Raw genomic sequence first — 19,334 nt, 5'->3', positions numbered from 1 at the left:
TTCTACATTCCTCCCATCAATCCTGCTCTCAAAAGAACGGATGCCGCCGCCAGCCCGGCCAGTTCGCAGATTTGCAGAAAGCATCCGGCCAAATCCCCTGTCACTCCCCCAAACTGGTTAACCGACATCCTGTAATACCATAAAAACACGGCCAGGTGGGTAAACAGTATTACCCATGCCGCTAATCCCGCCCCATGACAGCCCGTCCCAACGGCAGCCATGGCGGCTCCCAGGCAGCCAGCCAGCCACAGGACCAGCACCGCTGAATCTGTTTTCTTTTTGGCTGCCCCTCCAAATCCGGCCGCCAGTCCCTTTTTTTTCGCCTGGGGAAATGTGACCACGGAAAGACCGCTGAGGGCGCGTTCCATCACAAACACAAGGCAGGGAACCATGTAAAGAAAATATCTGTCCCCAGTGTCCTTCATCCGGGCAAGAGACAGGTACTCATAAAAGACGCCTGTGTAGAGCATCATGTATACCCCAAAGGAAATCACTGCAAATGCCCCCAGGTGCGGGTCTTTGAGAATCTCCAGCTTTTTGCTTCTGTCGCCGTAGGAGTGGACAGCATCCATGGTATCCATAAAACCGTCCATATGGATTCCTCCTGTCACCAGGATTGGAATAGCTGCCCCTATGAGGGCAGCGGCCGCCGTGGACAGATTCAGGACATCCAGGGCAAGATAGAGCCAGAGGCCCAGAACCGTTCCCTCTGCAATCCCCACCAGCGGGAAAAAGCACATAACATAGCGCATCCGCTCCTGGGTCCACTCCACAGCGGGCATGGGTATTTTGGAATACATGGAAACCGCAATGATACAGGAATAAAGTCCGTTCATTTTCCCTGACACTCCCTTCCTCTCAAATCACTCCCCTCCGGCAATATAATCCCTTCTGCCGCGGCTTGGGAAACCCTTGGTTTCCGGAGCACGGGAATGCCGTAAACCACCTCAGCCACCCGGTCGGAGGCAGCTGCCAGCTTCTGATTCAGACGTCCCATGAGACGGATATACTCCATTGTCTCCTGTCCGTAGCAGATTCCGTCCCGGTCCACTTCGTTTGTAACAATCACCATATCCTGCACCTGGCCTGCCAGGGAAATGATGTCCGCTGCAAGCTTGTCAGCCAGGTATGGGACCTGGTTTTTATCCTGGTTCCCGTTCTGATTTTCATCCTGGCCTTTATCCTGGTTTTCTGACCGGTTTGATGGCTGCCGCTCCGCGCCTGCCGCGGCCTCTGCCGTACCATCTTCCCTGAACATCTCGTTGGCCGCCAGATTGGATACACACTCCAGCAAAAGGACTCTGTCTGTCCTGGAAGAAGCAGATGGACCTGCCTCATATTTTTCCAGCACCACATTTCCCACGTCCCAGGGTTTTTCTATGGTGATGAATTTCTTCCCGCTTCGAAGCATACGGTGCCGCATCACCTTATCCCTTCCCTCTTTTCCATATGCAATCATGGTAGCTACATAGAAACGGCGGGAACAGGGGGAATCCAGAATCAGTCCCTCTGCATATTCTGATTTTCCGCTGCCGCTTCCGCCTGTCACCAGAGTAATCATCCCTTAATCTCCTGCTCGTATTATATCAATCTTCTCATACACCAAACTTCTCGTTGCATCCATCTGCTCATTGCGCCAATCTACTCATTGCATCCATCTTCTTATTGCGCCAATCTTCCATCATACAAGATGTTCATATGCCTCCACATGGATATCGTCAAAACTGCTCATCTGTGTATACACGGCAGCGGCCATGTCTAAAAGTGGGAACAGGGCCGCTGCGCCGGTGCCTTCCCCCAGACACATTCCCGCTGAAATGGCGGGTTTGAGTTCAAGCGCCTCAAGGACCAATGCCCCGGCAGGTTCAGCTGAAACGTGGGAAGCTAGAAGATATCCCTTTACATCCGGGCAGATTCTGACAGCTGCCAAAGCTGCTGCTCCTGTTATGAGCCCGTCCAGCACCACAGGAATACCGCAGGCAGCACAGCCAATGTAAAAACCGGTCAGGGCCGCCAAATCCAGACCGCCCACCTTGGACAGCGCGTCCACCGGGTCCTCCCCGGACGGCTTGTGGATACGGATGCCTTCCCTTATGACCTGCACCTTACGGCTGTAACCGGCTGTGGTGAGACCGGCTCCCCGGCCCGTCACCAGCTCAGGGTCCATATCCAGAAGAACGGAAAGAATGGCGCTGCTGGTAGTTGTATTTCCGATTCCCATCTCCCCGGAGCCGGCCAGCACATATCCTCTTTTCCTAAGTTCTGAGGCCATATTCACCCCGGCCTCCATGGCCTTCACTGTTTCCTCCCTGGTCATGGCAGGTTCCTCCAGAAAGTCCTTTGTCCCATACGCCACCTTCCGGTCCACTACTCCCGGAACCGCCTCATGGCAGGCCATCCCCACATCCACAGGAATCACATCCGCCCCTGCCTGTCTGGCCATAAGGCAGACGCATGAATTCCCCTGTGCCATGTTGCCTGCCACAATGGCAGTTACCTCCTGGCCGGTCTGGGTCACGCCTTCCTTTACAACGCCATTGTCTCCGCACATGACCACAATGGCCCTGGGATGCAGGCTGACTGCCAGGCTGCCGGAAGCTGCCGCGATGCGTATGATATCCTCCTCCAGGACCCCCAGGCTTTCCAATGGTTTAGCCACCTGGTCCCAGTGCTGTTTCGCCTGACGCCTGATTGCCTGGTCAATGGGCTTAATCATTCCGATTGCTTCCCTCAATGTCATAGCTCATATCCCTTTCCATAATCCTTACCTTGTTTCTTTCCATATTCCACACACTGGTCCGCAAACCTTTGAACCAATTCCGGGCAGGACGGATAATAAAGATGGGGAAATCCGGCCATTACATGCCCCTCTGTCCTCATGCAGGGCCAACAGCGGCTGCCATTTGGCTTGAGGGCCATCATACGGAATTCGTCCGCCCTGCACCTGCAGTCCCAGTAATGAAATTCGTGCCCCTTTATCTCCTCCCCTTCCGGCAGAAAGGGAAGGTCTTCATTGGGTCTAAGGGTTATGTATCCAAATCTGCCGGTCTTTCCGGCCCTGTATCCATGGCCTCTTAAAACACCTGCCATGGGATAATCCCTGCCGTCAGCACCTTCCAGGCTGTCCAGAAGATAAAGGTAGCCTCCGCACTCCGCCAGAACAGGCATTCCCGATGCAGCCGCAGCAGCCACCGAATCCCGCATGGACCTGTTTGCAGCCAGCGCCCCGCCATGATTTTCCGGGTAACCTCCGCCCAGTATCATTCCGTCCAGCCCCCCGGGCAGCTCCTTCTGATGAAGCGGGCTGAAATACACCAGCTGGGCCCCGGCCTCTTCCATGGCTTCCAGATTATCCCCGTAATAAAAGCAAAATGCCTCATCCCTGGCAATTCCCAGGCGGAAACGCGGTCCTGCTCCCGGTGCCGGCTGCATACGGCACCCGGTTTCCGACCCTTCCCGGGTTTCAGCCCCATTATCCCCATTATCCAATCCGGAATTTGAAGTGAGTTTATTTCCCTCCTCACTTACATCCCAGCCCTCTGCATCAGCAGCAATCTTTAAAAGCAGCTCCCATTCCAGATTTTCATCCATCCGGTCCGCCAGCTGCTCCAGTTGTTCCCTGATTCCCTCTATCTCATCCGGAAGCACCAGTCCCAGATGCCTGCTTCCCACTTGAAGGAATTCCAGTTCAGGCAGGTATCCTATGACCGGAATCCGAAACCGTTCCTCCACCATTGGCTTTATGCGGTTATATATCATGGGAGACATGCGGTTGAAAAAGATACCCTTTATGTTGTTATTTATTTTATCATGATTCACGCTGCAGCCAGAGCTCCCGGCATGGTCCCCAGTCCCGCTGTCCGTTCTGTGAGTTTTTTTCTCGCGATATTTTTCCTCATTTCCTTCCTGCATCTTGTATTCTGTCTCTGCTCCGCATTCCATATCATGGCAGGCGTCACCGCAGGATTTATTATGAGTTTTTTTCTCATTATCATTTTCTACTGCCGCATCATACTCCAAAAAACCCTGAATCAAAGCCATCAGGGACAAGCTGGCCCCTCTCCCATCCACCACCAGAATGGCCGGAAGGCCGAGAAAGCGGCCAATCTCAAAGGAGCTGCCGCGGACAGACACGCCGCCCAGGCCGTCAAAATATCCCATGACACCCTCTGCCACCACAAAATGGCGCTCCATGCTGCGGCGCAATTTCCGCCTCATATGGGCTGGGGTTTCAAAAAAGCTGTCCAGATTGCCGTTTTCAACTCCCTGCACCCTGCGGTGGAACAGACCGTCGATATAATCCGGGCCGCATTTAAATGCAGCCGGATGATATCCCTTTCTCTTAAGCAGAGCCAGCAGGCCGCAGGTCACCATGGTCTTCCCGCTCCCGCTCCCCGTAGCAGCTATCATAATTCCTGCCATTGCAAATCCCCCTCGTCCTCTTTGGGGTCCTGCATGACTGCCACATATACCGGATTCTGGGCCTTGGGCATATGGTAGCTTCCCACTGTATCCACAGGCGCCGCCCATACCTGGGTAATCTCTGCTGAAGCAAATCCGAATTCCTTCATGCAGGCCAGAATCTCGCCCACTGTCTCCAGTGTAATGGCATTTGCCACAATTCTCACACGGGGATTGGCCTCCAGAAGGGCTGCCACGATTTCACGCATATGGCCGCCGCTTCCGCCGATAAATGCATGGGTAGGCGGTTCCAGTCCCTTCATAGCTTCCGGCGCCTCGCCTTCCACAATGTGAAAACCCATCCAGCTTCCGTGGAATTTCTGGCAGTTGGATTCAATCAGCTGCAAGGCTTCCCTGTTCCGCTCAATGGCATAGACCTGTCCGCTGCCGCCCCGGCTGCGTATCTCCATCCCCATCTCCACTGCCACGGAGCCGGTACCGGCTCCTATGTCATAGCACACGGCCTGGGCGCCGATACACAGCTTTTCCAGGGATATCCTGCGGACCTCCTTTTTTGTCATAGGCACCTGCCCGCGGATATAGTCGTCATCCTCAGGGCCTGCCTGGGGATAAAGCTGTCCTTCTGCCGCCTCTGTGTTTTCCACCAGCACACAGGCCAGACTTCCAAAGGGAAGGCGCTCGTCCTCCATCAGAAGCTCTGCAGGCGTCATTTCCCAGGCAATGCGCTCGTCCTCATATGAAAAGTTCTCTCCCGCCCATATGGTCACGTTGCTCATTCCGCTGCTGACCAGCTGACGGCACAAATCCGGTACGCTGCCCGCCCCGCCCAGCAGGATGAAGCAGCTTCTGAAGCTGCGGATATGGGCAACCACATCACAGTCCCTTCCGTGGCTGCTGACCGGATGGACATTCTGCCAGCTCTTGCCTAACCTGGCGCAGAAATAGGACAGGCTGGACACGCCCGGAACAAATTCCACGTCCCACCCTTCCCGGAGAAATGCCTTTGCAGCTGCCTCGGCCCCGCTGTAAAAACCAGTGTCCCCTGAAAGCACCAGGGCTGCTTCGTCCCATCGGAAACTGCCCAGCCACTGTACCATCTCACTGGGTTTATAGGCTGAAAACACCCGCTTTTTGTCGGTGTAGGCGCTGACGCTCTCCAGCATCCGGTCCGCCCCCATCACCACCTGGGCTGCCTCCAGGCAGTCCATTGCCCGGCCCGTAAGCTGGTCTTCTCCTCCCATCCCTATGCCCACAAGATATACGATTGGTCTTAAATCATCCATATATGGTTCATCTCTTTTCATGGTCCATCCACTCCTTTACCTGTCCCTTTATCTCTTCCAGGGATACGCCTTCTCCGCTGCCCGGCCTGTCAATCACCACTGCCGCTGCACCGGCCTTCTGGGCCGCTCTCATCTTCTCTGCAAAGCCTCCGGCTGCGCCGCCGTCCTTGGTCACCAGATAAGCGCACCCATATTCCCTGAGCTGCACCAGATTCATTTCCTCTGAAAAGGGGCCCTGCATGGCGATAATATGGCGTCCTTCAAATCCCAGGCTTCTGCACAGCGCCACAGCCTCCGCCGAGGGCAGGACCCTGGCATAAATCCTTTGCTGGTAATTTTCTATTTTAGTGTACGCAGCCAGCTCCTTGCTGCCCGTTGTCACCAGGATATTTCCCGGCACAGAAGACAGCCATGCGGCTGCGCTTTCCACATCCGGCACATGGACCACATCCGGCATATAAGCTGCCCCCGGTTCACGCAGGCACCTTATCAGCCGCAGTCCGGCTCTATTGGAGCACGCCTTCCTTATGTTTTCCGTCACTTCCACTGCATAGGGATGGGTGGCGTCAATGACCAGCGCCGGCTGCAGCTCATAAAGCATCTGCTCCATCTCCGCTGCGTCCAGACGTCCCTGGCGTACTTCCATACACCCGGCATGGTCCATCTTCCATATATCCTCCAGCAAATCCCTTCCATAATCCGTGGCCACACAAATCACAAAGGGCTGTCCCGCCTCCTGAAGATACTCAGCCAGCTGCCTTCCCTCTGTGGTTCCGGCAAACAGCAGGATGTTCCTCTTAATTTCCTTCATACCTGTAACCTCGCGGCGTAACCATGTAGGGCCCAATCTGCCTGGTATGGGAATTGCCGATGTAAACCGTGGTAAACATGTCCGCCTGGCGGTCCTTCAGCTCATCCAGGGTAAGGACCTCCATCCCTTCCCCTTGCCTGCCTATATTCACAGCCAGTCCGCATACCGTATTTCCCGCCCTGTACTTAAGAATCCTGCCGCATGCCTGACGGAAATAGTCAGGACGTCCCTTGCTGGCCGGATTATACAGGCATATGACAAAGCCTGCCCGGGCAGCGGCCTCCACCCGGTTCCATATATCTTCCAGGGGCGTAAGCCGGTCGCTCAGGCTAATGACCGCAAAATCATGCATCAGAGGGGCTCCCAGTATTGCGGCCCCTGCACAGGCAGCAGTGATGCCAGGCACTATCCTGACGCTGACGCCTGGATACTGTTCCGCCAGTTCCAGTATAAGACCGGCCATTCCGTAGACCCCTGCGTCCCCGCTGCATATCATGGCTGTATTCTTTCCCTCCAGGCAGCATTCAAATGCCCTGCGGCACCGTTCCTCCTCCCTGGTCATGGCGGTGGTCAAAAACTCCTTTTGGGAGAACAATCCCCTTACCAGGTCCACATAAACCGTGTATCCGGCAATGACCTGGCACCGCTCCATGACTTCCAGGGCCTGTCCTGTCATCTGTTTTCGCTCTCCGGGTCCCATTCCCACCACATAGAGTGTTCCGGGCTCCTGTTTTCCGGAGACAGCATCCCTTCCGGCACGGAATCCGGTGGTGAAGGCAGGGTCGTAAAGCCTGGAACGCTCGTAGCTGCTCTGGGCCACGGAATCTCCCACTGCAATCAGCGCGGTCTTATGGATTCCCTCCCGGTGTGCCGCCTCCTTTAAGGTGGCTACCGTGCACCGGACCACCTTCTCATCCGGCCAGGTTGCCTTATATACAATGGCAGCCGGTGTATCCCCCGGATACCCGCCCTCCATCAGTTCTGCGGACAGCTCACCTGTCATACCGGCGCTCAGAAATATCACCATGGTACTGCCGTGGGACGCAAAGCGCCTGATGGATTCCCGCTCCGGCACCGGCGTTCTTCCCGCCATCCTGGTTATGACCACGCTCTGGCTGATGCCGGGCAGGGTATACTCCATCCCCAGTGCCGCGGCAGCTCCGCAAAAGGAACTGACCCCGGGGCAGATATCGTACTCTATACCTCTGGCATCCAGACAGTCCATCTGCTCCCGTATGGCGCCGTAGAGGCAGGGGTCCCCGGTATGGAGGCGCACCGTGGTAAGCCCGTCCCTCTCCGCCTGCTCCATCACTTCCATGACCTGTTCCAGGTCCATGGATGCGCTGTCATAAATCCTGGCATCCTGCCTGGCCCAGTCCAGAAGCTCCCGGTTGACCAGGGAACCTGCATAAATAACCACATCTGCCTCTGCCAGAAGTTTCTGTCCCCGGACCGTAATCAAATCAACTGCGCCCGGACCTGCTCCTACTATATGTATCATCTTGTTCCGCCTTTCATCCATTCCTTGTTCTGTCCGTAAAGTACATAAGCAAATCATCTGCACCGGTGGTTTTTCCCAATATTCCGCGCTCATTGGTAAATACAATGGCCTCCGCCCTCAGGCGTTCACCGGCCCGCCGTTTCAAATGCTGTTCCAGCCGTTCCGTCACCCGCTTCATTACCTGTTCACGCAGGCCATCCTCTGTTTCCAGAAGGCTCAGCCCCTGGTCCACGGTCACTGCTTCCAGAATCTGTTCTGCCAGTTCTCTTCCTGCACCGCAGGCAGCTCCATGGGCTGCCAGGATTTCCATTCTCCCATCTGCCCAGGAGGAATGGGTATTCATAATGCCCGCAGCCAGTTTGATGAGCTTTCCGCCGTGGCCTATGAGCAGTACGGCTTCAGCCCCTTCCTCCACTGCCATGTCAATGGTACTGCCTATAAAGTTGCTGCATTTCACAGCCTGCCCGAGGCCAAGGCCAAGCACGTTGCCGACAAAGTTCTCGCCATAATTTCCGGGCGTCACCAGAAGGTTCTTTTCTCCCTTCCTGATTCTCTGCCTCAGCTCCAGCCGGATGGTATCCAGAAGGGCTGTCTCGCTCATGGGCTCCACCATTCCGCTGGTTCCCAGGATGGATATGCCCCCCTGGATTCCCAGGCGGCTGTTAAAGGTCTTATCCGCCACCTTAATGGCCCCGGGTACACGTATTTCGATGAAAAGAATCCCTTTGAAACCGGATTCCCTGCAAACGCCTGCCACCTGACTGAATATCATCTGCCTGGGAACCGGGTTGATGGCGGATTTCCCCACTTCACAGCTCAAACCGTCCTGTGTCACCCTTCCCACTCCCACTCCGCCGGATAAATTCAGGCAAAATCCGTCTTCCTCATACACATAATCCCCACCGGTATCTGCATCATCCTTCCCTGGCATCCGGACCACGGAATACACCATAAGCCCGTCCGTCACATCCGGGTCATCGCCTGCATCCTTCCTGACTCCGCAGGAGACATATTTTTTTCCTGTCTCCATTTCCTCCACCTCCAGGTCCAGACGGACTCCCTTTGGGGTTGTCAGGGATACCTGCTCCATTCTTCTGTCCTGCAACAACATAACGGCAGCTGCCAAGGAAGCCGCTGCCGCACAAGTACCTGTGGTGTATCCCCATCTCAATTTTTTCTGATTCTTATAGATGTACGAATCTCCCATAGTATCACCCGCTGTCCAACATCTGACTTTTAAACTATGGAAAAAAGTATATCATATCCAACTGTATTTCTCAATGTCTAATTTCTCCGGCGCATCCCCGCAATCACTGAACACTGCGGAAAGCAGCCGTCCGGACCGGCTCCAGCGCTGCGGCCACTGTCACGCCCTCCCCTGCCCGTTTATGTATCAGAAGACTTCCTCCCCTAGCCGCACAGGACCGTTCACAAACATTTCCCACGCCCACCGCGGACCTTACAAACCCGGATTCCTCAAATACCCCTTCCACCGCCTGCAGTTCTTCGGATGTAAAAGTCCGAAGCTCCCATCCATACCTGCCAGCCAGCTGCAGCACCGCCTCCTCCCGGGCCTTTATATCAATGGTGGCCAATGCCTTTACCGCCGCCAGGTCAATGCCTTCATCCTCCAGCGCTTCCAGAACACGGCGTTCCAGGACATCCGGCGCAGTTCCCTTTCTGCAGCCCACGCCCACCACGACCATCTTTGGAACCAGGCGGAGGAAGGATGGTATTACGGCCCCCTCCAAAACCGCATCCGTTTCCCGGACCATTTTCTTTTCCCCGGCTGCTTCCGTTTCCCCGGCTGCTTCCGTTTCCCGGACCGCATCCCCGGCCTGTACCGCTGCCGGCCTTTCACTGTTTCGGAATGTAATCCATATGTTATGCCGGCATGTAAAATACCGGCATATATTATGCCCGGCAATGCATTTTCCCAGGCGCCGGTGGTCATCCGTTTCCACAGCTCCTTTACACTCTGTATCGCAAAAAAATCCCACCTTCCCGCCTTCCAGCAGCCAGGCGGAAATCTGTTTTGCCTTTTCCCGGTCCGTGATACAGAGGCCGCTGCGGGCCGCAAAGACATCCACTGCAAACACGCCGTTGACATCCGTTGCCGTGGTTATGACCGGTATGCCCTTCAGCCAGCCCGCCATCTGTTCCGCCAGCTCATTGGCTCCCCCCACATGGCCTGACAAAAGGGGAATGCAGAAATGCCCGGCCTCATCGGCAGCCACCACAGGCGGGTCTGTCATCTTATCCCGGACAAAGGGCGCTATGGCCCTGACTGCAATGCCGGCTGCGCCGATGAAAACCATCGCCCTTTTCTGTTCAAACATGGACCCGGTCCACTCTGAAAGGGACTTGTCCTGAGGCAGGATTCCCTCACACTCCCATTCCGGCTTCCAGAAGCGCCGCGGCGCATATCCTGCGCACTCTGTTCCCGATTCCCTGAACCGGCTGCACAGCAGGCGGCATACTCCGGCGCCCCTTGCCGTAAAGCAGATTATCCCTATCTTCATTTCCGTCTCCTTTGTATCTTGCCTGATTACAGATATAAAACAGTATATCGGAAAATCATTCCTGCTGCAATGCCTCTTTCTTAAGTTCCCGTTTGCGCTTGGTGATAAGTCCCCCTATCTTTCCGCTTTCCTTGGCTGTCAGGCTTCTCCATCCGCCTTCCATAACCTTGGCATCCAGTCCCAGTTCCTGGGCAATCTCAAACTTAAGCTGGTCCTGTGCGCTCAGGTCATGGGGATTAAAGGCCTCATTTTTCTTAGACTTTCCCATATAGGTTCTTGCTCCTTTCTTACTGATGCAAATTAAGTACAAATGGATTATACCCAGGCAGGGGCCTGCCTATACCGACTTACAACTTATTCCAATTGCCCTTGCAATTTAATTTGTTGTATATTATACTGAACCTATATGGATTGTTTCATAACGTACCGTGACAGGATAATTTATATGGCTTTTGTTACCCTGTTGTCATACAAAAGAAAGGAAGGGCACCGTGAACATTGCAGTCATCGACGACTCTATAGATGAAGCTCGTCAGTTAGCCGGCTTTATATCCACCTATTGTTCTGACACACATACCTGCCAGCAGACGACCATCTTCAATACAGCCGCCGACTTCCTTCGCTGCTGGCAAAAGGGCAGCTTTGACCTTATATTCATAGATATCTTTCTCCGGAATGAGACTTCCGGCATCCGTATTGCCGAAAAGGTCCGCAGGGATGACGAATCCTGCACCATTGTATTCACCACCAGCAGCACGGATTTTGCTCTGAAGGGCTTTGAGGTCCGCGCCCTGGACTATATGGTTAAGCCCATCCGCTATGAGAAGTTCAGCCAGACCATGGAGTATTTTAAGTCAGTGACCCGCAGAAAGCAAAGTCACTATATAGAAGTAAAGGAAAGCCGCATCATGGTGAAGATTCCCATCGACGCCATCCTTTACACAGATTACTCAAACCACTACATACAAATCCATCTTCCGGACAAGACGGTCCGAACTTATATGCGGTTTGAAGATTTTTCCGGTATGCTCCTTGCCTACTCCCAGTTCCTATGCTGCTACCGGAATTGCATCATCAATATGGACAAGGTATTCTCCATGGAGAGAGCCGAGTTCATTTTGACAACCGGGGAACATCTGCCTATTACCAGGACCATGCGGTCGCAGATTCATCAGCAATATGCAGATTACCAGTTCTCCAGGCTAAACGGAGGCGTCTGATGGGCTTTGCACAGCTACAGCTGATATGTATGATTTTGGCTGAAATCATATTCATCATTGTTCCCTTTCTGGCAGTATTCCAAAAGGAGTGGCGGTATACTATGCCAAAAACCGCAGGTATTCTTATGGGATACCTGTTTTTTGTATACTTTCTGTGTCTTTCCTGCTTCCGTCACTTTCTGAATCAGCCCTGGTTAGAGCTGGCATGGGCCTGCACCACCATGACCACCAACATACTGGTGTGCAAATGGATGGTGCGGACAGACTGGCCTGTGACCATCTATTCCCTCTTCCTTTTCAAGAACTTCACGGACACCGCCGGATACTGCGCCGACCTGTCCAATGCCTCTGCCTCCCTTCATGAGAGCAGTTCCTTTATCACAGGGGACGAGCTGTTAAGCAGCCTTATTTTTCTGTTTCTCATGGTCTGGGCGGCCTATTACATCCTGCACAAATACCTGACCAAGGCAGTAGAATACACACGGCTTCTTCCTGTATGGAACTATCTGGCTGCCATTCCGGTGCTCTTTTTCATCATGTTCCGCCTGGCATCCCGCTCCCTGTCTCCTGTCCGCATGCTTCAGTATCATCCTGACATGGTCTTTTTTGCTGTCTGCTGGTTTGCCTGTATTTATACAGTCCACTATGTAAGTCTGAGGATTTTGTCACGGCTGGCCGAAAGCTATGCGGCCAAGGAGCAGTACCGCACCACCCGGCTGCTGGCCAGTGTCCAGAAATCCCAGATGGCCACGCTGCAGTATAACCTGGAACAATTCAAAAAAGCACGCCATGATTACCGCCATCATCTCATCACCCTGAAAGGGCTGCTGGAACAGGGAGAAACAGAATTCGCCCTGGAGTACATCAACGACTATCTGGGCTCCTACAAGACCCTGGACACCACCCAGTACTGCCAGAACCCCTCCTCCAATGCCCTGCTCAATTATTACATACAGACCGCCCAGTCCCAGGGGATTTCCGTGAATTCCTCCATATCCCTGCCCCAGAACCTTCCGGTTCCGGAGATTGACTTCTGCACCATCCTGGGCAACCTTCTCTCCAATGCAGTGGAGGCATGCCAAAGGCAGACCCTGGGCACCCCTTCCATCACCATCAACATCGGACAGGCCGGAGAGTCCATGATTGCCATGTCCATACAGAACACCTATTCCCACCTCATACGGATGAAGGACGGACGCTTTCTCTCCTCCAAGCGTGAGGATATGGGAACCGGCACCACCTCTGTCCGGTATCTGGTGGAACGGTATCACGGCATCTTAAAATTTGACTACGGCAATGGAATCTTCGAGGCATCCCTGCTTCTGAACCCTGCTATGAAATAGTCTCTTCCAGGCTGCTGATTCGTATGGAGCCAAAGATTTCATCTATGGCTGCCTCCATTTTCTTATCAAACCGGCCGAAGACCATGACGCTGCGCCGGAATAGACATCCCTGTGTCCCTCCCTTATTTTCCCCGTTCTCCTCCGGGCCGTATGTAACGGATGCCCCGGCAGGCGGTATCCTTAAGCGGACACGTATCTGCCAGTATCCCTCATAACCCTCCGATTCCCCGCCGTATGTCACACACCGAAGAATCAGGTCCATCTCATCCGCATCCTGGTCCACCAGATAGCACTGGTATACGGGTTTTCCCTCTTATCCCCTGTCCCGGACCAGCTTTCGCTGTCATAGTTATATTCATAAAAACGGCGCCGCACCCGCTGCATCGCACCTTCATGCCGTCCCCTTCCTGCTGCACCGCAGCCTGTGTCCGGTCCTGTTTTTCCTTTTTGTTCCAGTATAGCACGGAACCCGGCACGGTCACAAGCTGATATGGCAATTAAGCATCAAAAATCCCACCCCAACTATTGACAAAGAGCCCAAAAAAACTGGCTATGGGCCAAAACCCATAACCAGTCCTGATGAATTCAAATCTTATTCTTCTGTGTACTGTGACATTGCATCAATATCCACGTCTGCCACGTCTGCATCCTGTGCAGCAGGCGCCATCATAGCCTTGATGCTTAAGCTGATTTTGTGGTCTGCCTCGTTAAAGTCCACCACTCTGGCCTCAATCTCCTGGCCGATTCTTAAAACATCAGCAGGCTTCTCAACATGCTCCCTGGAAATCTGGGATACATGAAGCAGCGCATCCACGCCTGGCTCCAGCTCAACAAATGCGCCGAAATCAGTCATACGTGCCACACGGCCGTATACCACGTTGCCAACCGCATACTTGTCAGCCGCATTGACCCATGGATTAGCCTCCGGGAACTTAAGGCTCAGGGCAATCTTCTCTCCCTGGATATCCTTAATCAGTACCCTTACCTGGTCGCCTGCCTTGAATACCTTCTTAGGATTCTCAACACGGCCCCAGCTCATCTCGGAAATATGAAGAAGTCCGTCTGCACCGCCCAAATCAATAAATGCGCCAAAGTCAGTCACATTCTTAACTATACCCTCAACGGTATCGCCTGGCTGGATTCTTGCGAACAGTTCTTCCTTCAGCTTCGCCTTCTGTGCAACCAGAAGCTGTTTCCTGTCGCCGATGATTCTTCTTCTCTTAGGATTGAATTCTGTGATAACAAAATCAATATCCTGTCCCGCATACTTGGACAGGTCCTTCTCATAGCTGTCAGATACAAGGCTGGCCGGGATGAATACCCTTGCGCCCTCAACCTCAACGCTTAAGCCGCCGTCTAATACCTGTGCTACCTTTGCTGTCAGAACCTCCTGGTTCTCAAATGCCTCTTCCAGACGCTTGTTGCCTCTGTCAGCTGCCATACGCTTATAGGATAAGGAAACCATGCCTACGCCGTCATTAAGCTTAATGACCTTGGCTTCCATCTCTTCACCAATCTGTACTTTTGTGGTCAAATCCACGTTGCTGTCGTTGCTGTATTCGTCCCGTGTGATGACACCCTCGGACTTATTACCTGCAATACTCAGTATTATCTCATCTTTGCTGACTTCGATGACCTGACCGGTGACTATCTCTCCTGTACGTATTGGTTTGGTTGATTCTTCCTCTTCCTTTAATAACTCTGCAAAACTTTGCTCTGCCATTCTGGTATGAACCTCCTCAATAATTTTTCTTGGGGTGGATGCCCCAGCTGTAATACCTACGCTGCGCACAGAAGATACACTGTCAGGATCTAAATCGCCGAGTGTCTGAATGTAAAAGGTGTCTTTACACTCCTTGAGGCATATCTCGTAAAGCTTCTGGGTGTTGGAAGAATGCCTGCCGCCAATCACAATCATGGCGTCCACCTGCGAAGCAATTCTTGCTGCCTCCACTTGTCTTTCCTGTGTTGCATTGCAAATCGTATTTAAAACACTACTATCATAACCCTTTTTTAAAAATTTTTCAACTAATTCTTTAAATTTGTTGTAATTAAATGTCGTTTGGGACACGATACATAACTTTCGGCCCTCCGGCAGACGGTAGTTATCTACCCCCTCCCCATCCTTTATAACCGTAGTATGTTCATTCCCCCATCCCTTGATTCCTTCCACCTCAGGATGGTCCGGACTTCCGATGATGACCACTGCCTCCCCGGCCGCGGAATGCTCCGCCACAATGCGGTGTATTTTCTTCACAAAGGGGCAGGTGGCGTCCACGACGGCCACGTTCCGCTCCTTTAAAATCTCGTACACATGCCGGCTGACGCCGTGGGAACGGATGATGACCGTCCCCTGGTTCCGGGGAAGGGCTCTCAGCTCCTCCTCTGTTTCCAGGACCATGACGCCCTTATCCGACAAATCCTTTACCACCTCTTCATTGTGGATAATGGGACCGTAGGTATAGATGGGGCCGGACGTCCTGCCGCTCTTTAGGGCTTCTATCTGTTCATAGACCTGGTCCACAGCCCGTTCCACGCCAAAGCAGAAACCGGCGCTTTTTGCTACTGTTACGTTTCTGTCCATGGCTATCCCTCATACCCCCGCTCCCTGGCTATACGTATGATGGAGTCCACCACCTGGTCAATGGTCATGTGGGAGGTATCAAGGAGCAGGGCATCCTCCGCCTGCCTTAAAGGCGAATTTTCCCGGTGCATGTCCCGGTAATCCCTCTCCTCTATGTCCTTCTCAATTTCCTTAATATCCCTTGCCTCCCCCTTTTCCTCCAGTTCCCTGAACCGGCGTCTTGCCCGGATTTCCACGGAGGCTGTCAGGTAAATCTTGGCAGGCGCATCCGGCAGCACGCAGGTGCCGATATCGCGGCCGTCCATGATTACATCCGCTTCCCTGGCCAGCTGCTTCTGAAGCTGAACCAGTTTCTGCCTGACCGGTGCGTACACTGACGTGGCAGACGCCATGCGGCCCACTTCCTCCGCCCGTATGAGTCCGGATACGTCCTCTCCGTTTAAAATCACCTGCTGGGCCCCGTCCACATAGCGGATGGTGACCTCCACCTGACCGCAGGCCCTGGCTATGGCCTCCTCATCCTCCGGCGAAATACCCTGTCTGATAAAATACAGGGCCATGGAACGGTACATGGCTCCTGTATCCACATACACGAATCCCAGCTTTTTAGCAGCCAGCTTTGCAATGGTGCTTTTACCGGCCCCTGCCGGACCGTCAATGGCAATATTGAAATACTCCATGTGTTGCATTCTCTCCTGTCCTGTGTTCATGTAATTGATTCTATTCATGTATCCTGCTGCGCCCAAACCACGGTCCGCGCCCATACCACGGTCCGCGCCCCTGGCGCTATAATGCCGCGGCCTTCCCGGCCGCCCAGCCCGTGGACCAGGCAATCTGCAGGTTGAAGCCGCCGGTCACTGCGTCCAAATCCAGTATCTCCCCTGCGAAATACAGGCCCCTTACCTTCCTGGACTCCATGGTGGAGGGATTTATATCCTTTACGGATATGCCGCCCTGGGTTATGATGGCTTCCTTATAGCCCCTGAGTCCGGTCAGAGTAAACTCCAGGGCCTTGGTGGCTTCCGCCAGACTGCGCCGCTCCTCCCTGGTGACCTCATTCACCTTTTTATCCGGGTCCACGCTGCTGCGGTCAATGATAACCGGAATCAGCTTTGCCGGATAAAGATGGTTCAGGGCATTCTTAAACTGCTTGTTCCGGCTGTCCGAAAAATCCCTGAGAATGCGCTCGTCCAGCTGCTCCCAGGACAAGGCCGGCTTCAAATCAATCGCCAGGCGCAGAGGCCGCTTCCTTATGGCCCTGGCGCAGAAGGAACTGGCGCTTAAAAGCACGGGGCCGCTGACCCCGAAATGGGTAAACAGCATTTCCCCGAATTCCCGGTATAATTCCTTTTTTCCGTCGTATACAGCAGCCTCCACATTTTTAAGCGAAAGGCCCTGCAGCTCCCTGGCTGTCTCCGTCTCCCTCACCTCAAAGGGAACCAGGGCCGGGGACAGCTCCGTAATCCGATGTCCGCTGTCAGCGGCCCACTTAAGGCCGTCGCCGGTGGAGCCGGTGGCGGGATAGGACAGTCCGCCGGTGGCCACGATAACCCGGTCTGCTGTCTGTATCCTGCCGCCGGCGCGCACGCCCTTACACACATTATCTTCCACCACCAGCCCCTCTGTCTTCTGGTTCAGGCACACCCTGACCCCTGCCTGTTTCAAAAGGCCGGACAGGGTGCTGATGACGTCTGACGACTTGTCGGACTGGGGAAACACCCGGTTTCCCCGCTCCACCTTAAGGCGCAGTCCCGCCTGCTCCAGCAAATCCATCATGTCCCGGTTGGTAAAACCGTAAAAACTGCTGTACAGGAATTTGGAATTGCTTACCACGGAGCCAAGCAGCTCCTCCATATCGCAGGCGTTAGTCACATTGCACCGTCCCTTGCCTGTGATGAACAGCTTCTTGCCCGGCTTTTCATTCTGCTCCCACAGCTCCACGGCCGCGCCTTCCCTGGCCGCAGCTATGGCTGCCAGCATGCCGGCAGCCCCTGCGCCAATCACAATTACATGGTTTGTCTCACTCATTTGTCTGTCTTTACTTCCTTAATTTTCTTTTCCAGGGCATCCACCACGGTCTGGAGGACCTTTACCCTGGCGTATCGTTTGTCATTGCCCTCCACCACAATCCATGGGGCATAGGTGGTGGAAGTACGTATGAGCATCTCATTGACCGCCTCCTCATACTGGTCCCATTTCTCCCGGTTGCGCCAGTCCTCATCCGTAATCTTCCACTGCTTGGCAGGATTGGCCTGGCGCTCCTTGAACCTGCGCTCCTGCTCATCCTTGTCAATGTGAAGCCAGAATTTAAGGACCACAGCGCCTGCATTGGCCATGTGGGATTCCATCTCGTTGATTTCCTGGTAAGCCCTTCTCCACTCAGCTTCGGAACAGAATCCTTCAATCCGCTCCACCATGACCCTTCCATACCAGGTGCGGTCAAAGATAGCGATATGTCCTGCCTTCGGCACACTGTTCCAGAACCTCCACAGATAGTGGTGTACCTTCTCAATGTCATTGGGAGCTGCCGTGGGATTCACCCTGTATCCCCTGGGGTCCAGATTGCTGGTCAGACGTTTGATGGCTCCGCCCTTACCTCCGGCATCCCATCCCTCAAATCCAATGACCACCGGAATCCGTAGGCGGTAGAGCTCGCTGTGAAGCTCTGCCAGCCGCTTCTGAAGCTTCTTAAGACGGGTCTTATACTCCTCCTCCGTAAGGCTTTTGGAGAGGTCTATGCCGGAGAGCACGCCGTTTTTAAACCGTTCCCTGGTCTTGACCTCCTGCTTCTGTACCGGATTTCCGCCCCGGAGCCTGTGGTGTTCCAGCTCGTATTCCAGGCGGTCCATAACCGAGCTCACAATCTTAAGGGCTGCATAGTCCTTGTCCACGGCTTCTATGATAACCCATGGCGCATAATCCGTATCTGTCTTTTCCAGCATCTCCTCGTTCATCTTCAGATACCGGTCAAAGTCCTTATTCCGGTTCCAGTCCTCGGCCGTCACCCGCCAGGAAGTCTCCTTGGAACCCTCCAGCTTCTTAAACCGTTTCTTCTGTTCCTCTTTGTCTATATACAGGAAAAACTTCATGATGACAGTGCCGTCATCACACAGCTGCTTCTCAAAGGACAGGATATCCTGGTATGCATCCCCAAGCTTGTCCTCAGGGGTAAGGCCGTCAAAACGGTCCACCTGGACGCTGCGGTACCAGGAACGGTCAAAGACAGCAATTCTGCCCTTGGCCGGCGTCTTTGTCCAGTAGCGCCACAGGAAGGGCCGCATCTGCTCGTCCTCCGTGGGGCGGTCGCAGGCATATACGTCAAAGCCCCTGGGGTCCAGGGCCTGTATGAGACGGTTAATCTGCACTCCCTTGCCGGCAGCCCCCATTCCCTCAAACACGAGAATGACCGGAATTCCCGCATCCTTGCACTCCCTCTGCAAAAGCCCAAGCTTTTCTTCTGCCTCGTCCATGACCTTGCGGTACGTCTTCTTGTCCACTTTATTGCCTAAATCAATTTTTTCAAGCATATGGCCCCCTCCTTCTCTTCCTGTTTACTATTTTATCCAGTATATCACACTTTCAACTATAATAAAATGAAAAATTAGGCGCAAAAGCCTGCTGTGCCCCATCTCAGAAAAAGCCCCGCAG

General features: G+C 53.8%; 17 protein-coding genes and 2 pseudogenes. 2 read left to right on the top strand and 17 right to left on the bottom strand.

Going from position 1 to position 19,334, the window contains the following annotated elements:
- Nucleotides 1–2: 2 nt before the first annotated feature.
- The 11 genes and pseudogenes from I2H39_RS12245 to I2H39_RS12200 all read right to left on the bottom strand — a co-directional run bounded on the left by I2H39_RS12245 (nt 3) and on the right by I2H39_RS12200 (nt 10,807).
- Nucleotides 3–836 (bottom strand): adenosylcobinamide-GDP ribazoletransferase, encoded by an 834-nt coding sequence (locus I2H39_RS12245; protein ID WP_195626581.1) that lies wholly within the window; start codon nt 834–836, stop codon nt 3–5.
- Nucleotides 833–1,561: a bifunctional adenosylcobinamide kinase/adenosylcobinamide-phosphate guanylyltransferase gene (locus tag I2H39_RS12240; RefSeq protein ID WP_138310600.1), complete on the bottom strand. Its 729-nt coding sequence runs from the start codon at nt 1,559–1,561 to the stop codon at nt 833–835. The genes I2H39_RS12245 and I2H39_RS12240 overlap by 4 nt, the downstream gene beginning before the upstream one ends.
- A gap of 120 nt (nt 1,562–1,681) precedes the next feature.
- Nucleotides 1,682–2,740, bottom strand: a complete 1,059-nt coding sequence (cobT, locus tag I2H39_RS12235; protein WP_195626580.1) for a nicotinate-nucleotide--dimethylbenzimidazole phosphoribosyltransferase — start codon at nt 2,738–2,740, stop codon at nt 1,682–1,684.
- Nucleotides 2,737–4,422, bottom strand: a complete 1,686-nt coding sequence (locus I2H39_RS12230) for a cobyrinic acid a,c-diamide synthase (RefSeq protein WP_195626579.1) — start codon at nt 4,420–4,422, stop codon at nt 2,737–2,739. The genes cobT and I2H39_RS12230 overlap by 4 nt, the downstream gene beginning before the upstream one ends.
- On the bottom strand, nt 4,407–5,726 hold the full coding sequence (cbiE, locus tag I2H39_RS12225) for a precorrin-6y C5,15-methyltransferase (decarboxylating) subunit CbiE (protein WP_195626578.1): 1,320 nt from the start codon (nt 5,724–5,726) through the stop codon (nt 4,407–4,409). The genes I2H39_RS12230 and cbiE overlap by 16 nt, the downstream gene beginning before the upstream one ends.
- Nucleotides 5,713–6,516 carry a precorrin-6A reductase gene (cobK, locus tag I2H39_RS12220; RefSeq protein ID WP_195626577.1) on the bottom strand — a complete coding sequence of 268 codons (804 nt, stop codon included), beginning with the start codon at nt 6,514–6,516 and terminating at the stop codon, nt 5,713–5,715. Before cobK ends, cbiE begins: the two co-directional genes overlap by 14 nt.
- Nucleotides 6,503–7,222: pseudogene (gene cobJ, locus I2H39_RS29640) on the bottom strand (precorrin-3B C(17)-methyltransferase); the annotation flags it as partial. The gene cobK and the pseudogene cobJ, both read right to left, overlap by 14 nt.
- Nucleotides 7,223–7,267: 45 nt before the next feature.
- Nucleotides 7,268–8,017: pseudogene (gene cobM, locus I2H39_RS29635) on the bottom strand (precorrin-4 C(11)-methyltransferase); the annotation flags it as partial.
- Between the two features lie 13 nt (nt 8,018–8,030).
- Nucleotides 8,031–9,224, bottom strand: a complete 1,194-nt coding sequence (gene cbiD, locus I2H39_RS12210) for a cobalt-precorrin-5B (C(1))-methyltransferase CbiD (RefSeq protein WP_195626575.1) — start codon at nt 9,222–9,224, stop codon at nt 8,031–8,033.
- Between the two features lie 103 nt (nt 9,225–9,327).
- On the bottom strand, nt 9,328–10,539 hold the full coding sequence (locus tag I2H39_RS12205; RefSeq protein ID WP_195626574.1) for a cobalt-precorrin 5A hydrolase: 1,212 nt from the start codon (nt 10,537–10,539) through the stop codon (nt 9,328–9,330).
- Between the two features lie 55 nt (nt 10,540–10,594).
- Nucleotides 10,595–10,807: a small, acid-soluble spore protein, alpha/beta type gene (locus I2H39_RS12200; protein WP_138310592.1), complete on the bottom strand. Its 213-nt coding sequence runs from the start codon at nt 10,805–10,807 to the stop codon at nt 10,595–10,597.
- 223 nt (nt 10,808–11,030) lie between these two features.
- On the opposite strand from I2H39_RS12200, the gene I2H39_RS12195 reads away from it, so the two are divergent.
- On the top strand, nt 11,031–11,759 hold the full coding sequence (locus tag I2H39_RS12195) for a LytTR family DNA-binding domain-containing protein (protein WP_138310591.1): 729 nt from the start codon (nt 11,031–11,033) through the stop codon (nt 11,757–11,759).
- Between the two features lie 101 nt (nt 11,760–11,860).
- The gene (locus I2H39_RS12190) at nt 11,861–13,102 is read left to right on the top strand and encodes a GHKL domain-containing protein (protein ID WP_243281800.1); all 1,242 of its coding nucleotides are present in this window, start codon (nt 11,861–11,863) and stop codon (nt 13,100–13,102) included.
- Here the strand turns inward: I2H39_RS12190 and I2H39_RS12185 are convergent.
- The 6 genes from I2H39_RS12185 to pap form a co-directional block, all read right to left on the bottom strand.
- Nucleotides 13,092–13,385, bottom strand: coding sequence for a hypothetical protein (locus I2H39_RS12185; RefSeq protein WP_207746802.1), 294 nt, complete (start codon nt 13,383–13,385; stop codon nt 13,092–13,094). The genes I2H39_RS12190 and I2H39_RS12185 overlap by 11 nt on opposite strands.
- Nucleotides 13,355–13,486, bottom strand: a complete 132-nt coding sequence (locus tag I2H39_RS29470) for a hypothetical protein (RefSeq protein WP_279325473.1) — start codon at nt 13,484–13,486, stop codon at nt 13,355–13,357. Before I2H39_RS29470 ends, I2H39_RS12185 begins: the two co-directional genes overlap by 31 nt.
- A gap of 208 nt (nt 13,487–13,694) precedes the next feature.
- Nucleotides 13,695–15,686 carry a bifunctional 4-hydroxy-3-methylbut-2-enyl diphosphate reductase/30S ribosomal protein S1 gene (locus I2H39_RS12180; protein WP_195626571.1) on the bottom strand — a complete coding sequence of 664 codons (1,992 nt, stop codon included), beginning with the start codon at nt 15,684–15,686 and terminating at the stop codon, nt 13,695–13,697.
- A 2-nt stretch (nt 15,687–15,688) separates the two neighbouring features.
- On the bottom strand, nt 15,689–16,366 hold the full coding sequence (cmk, locus tag I2H39_RS12175) for a (d)CMP kinase (RefSeq protein WP_195626570.1): 678 nt from the start codon (nt 16,364–16,366) through the stop codon (nt 15,689–15,691).
- A gap of 106 nt (nt 16,367–16,472) precedes the next feature.
- Nucleotides 16,473–17,714 (bottom strand): NAD(P)/FAD-dependent oxidoreductase, encoded by a 1,242-nt coding sequence (locus I2H39_RS12170; RefSeq protein WP_195626569.1) that lies wholly within the window; start codon nt 17,712–17,714, stop codon nt 16,473–16,475.
- Nucleotides 17,711–19,213, bottom strand: coding sequence for a polyphosphate:AMP phosphotransferase (gene pap, locus I2H39_RS12165; protein WP_195626568.1), 1,503 nt, complete (start codon nt 19,211–19,213; stop codon nt 17,711–17,713). Before pap ends, I2H39_RS12170 begins: the two co-directional genes overlap by 4 nt.
- Between the last annotated feature and the right edge of the window lie 121 nt (nt 19,214–19,334).

The organism is Clostridium sp. 1001283B150225_161107_B6 (genome assembly GCF_015556325.1).
Classification (GTDB): Bacteria; Bacillota; Clostridia; order Lachnospirales; family Lachnospiraceae; genus Enterocloster.
This window is presented reverse-complemented; position numbering and strand designations above follow the sequence as displayed.

What these genes read in the sequence shown, in the direction of transcription:
- I2H39_RS12245 (WP_195626581.1), bottom strand. Translation starts at nt 836, where the DNA reads ATGAACGGACTTTATTCCTGTATCATTGCGGTTTCCATGTATTCCAAA.
- I2H39_RS12240 (WP_138310600.1), bottom strand. Translation starts at nt 1,561, where the DNA reads ATGATTACTCTGGTGACAGGCGGAAGCGGCAGCGGAAAATCAGAATAT.
- cobT (WP_195626580.1), bottom strand. Translation starts at nt 2,740, where the DNA reads ATGACATTGAGGGAAGCAATCGGAATGATTAAGCCCATTGACCAGGCA.
- I2H39_RS12230 (WP_195626579.1), bottom strand. Translation starts at nt 4,422, where the DNA reads ATGGCAGGAATTATGATAGCTGCTACGGGGAGCGGGAGCGGGAAGACC.
- cbiE (WP_195626578.1), bottom strand. Translation starts at nt 5,726, where the DNA reads ATGAAAAGAGATGAACCATATATGGATGATTTAAGACCAATCGTATAT.
- cobK (WP_195626577.1), bottom strand. Translation starts at nt 6,516, where the DNA reads ATGAAGGAAATTAAGAGGAACATCCTGCTGTTTGCCGGAACCACAGAG.
- cbiD (WP_195626575.1), bottom strand. Translation starts at nt 9,224, where the DNA reads ATGGGAGATTCGTACATCTATAAGAATCAGAAAAAATTGAGATGGGGA.
- I2H39_RS12205 (WP_195626574.1), bottom strand. Translation starts at nt 10,539, where the DNA reads ATGAAGATAGGGATAATCTGCTTTACGGCAAGGGGCGCCGGAGTATGC.
- I2H39_RS12200 (WP_138310592.1), bottom strand. Translation starts at nt 10,807, where the DNA reads ATGGGAAAGTCTAAGAAAAATGAGGCCTTTAATCCCCATGACCTGAGC.
- I2H39_RS12190 (WP_243281800.1), top strand. Translation starts at nt 11,861, where the DNA reads ATGCCAAAAACCGCAGGTATTCTTATGGGATACCTGTTTTTTGTATAC.
- I2H39_RS29470 (WP_279325473.1), bottom strand. Translation starts at nt 13,486, where the DNA reads ATGCAGCGGGTGCGGCGCCGTTTTTATGAATATAACTATGACAGCGAA.
- I2H39_RS12180 (WP_195626571.1), bottom strand. Translation starts at nt 15,686, where the DNA reads ATGGACAGAAACGTAACAGTAGCAAAAAGCGCCGGTTTCTGCTTTGGC.
- cmk (WP_195626570.1), bottom strand. Translation starts at nt 16,366, where the DNA reads ATGGAGTATTTCAATATTGCCATTGACGGTCCGGCAGGGGCCGGTAAA.
- I2H39_RS12170 (WP_195626569.1), bottom strand. Translation starts at nt 17,714, where the DNA reads ATGAGTGAGACAAACCATGTAATTGTGATTGGCGCAGGGGCTGCCGGC.
- pap (WP_195626568.1), bottom strand. Translation starts at nt 19,213, where the DNA reads ATGCTTGAAAAAATTGATTTAGGCAATAAAGTGGACAAGAAGACGTAC.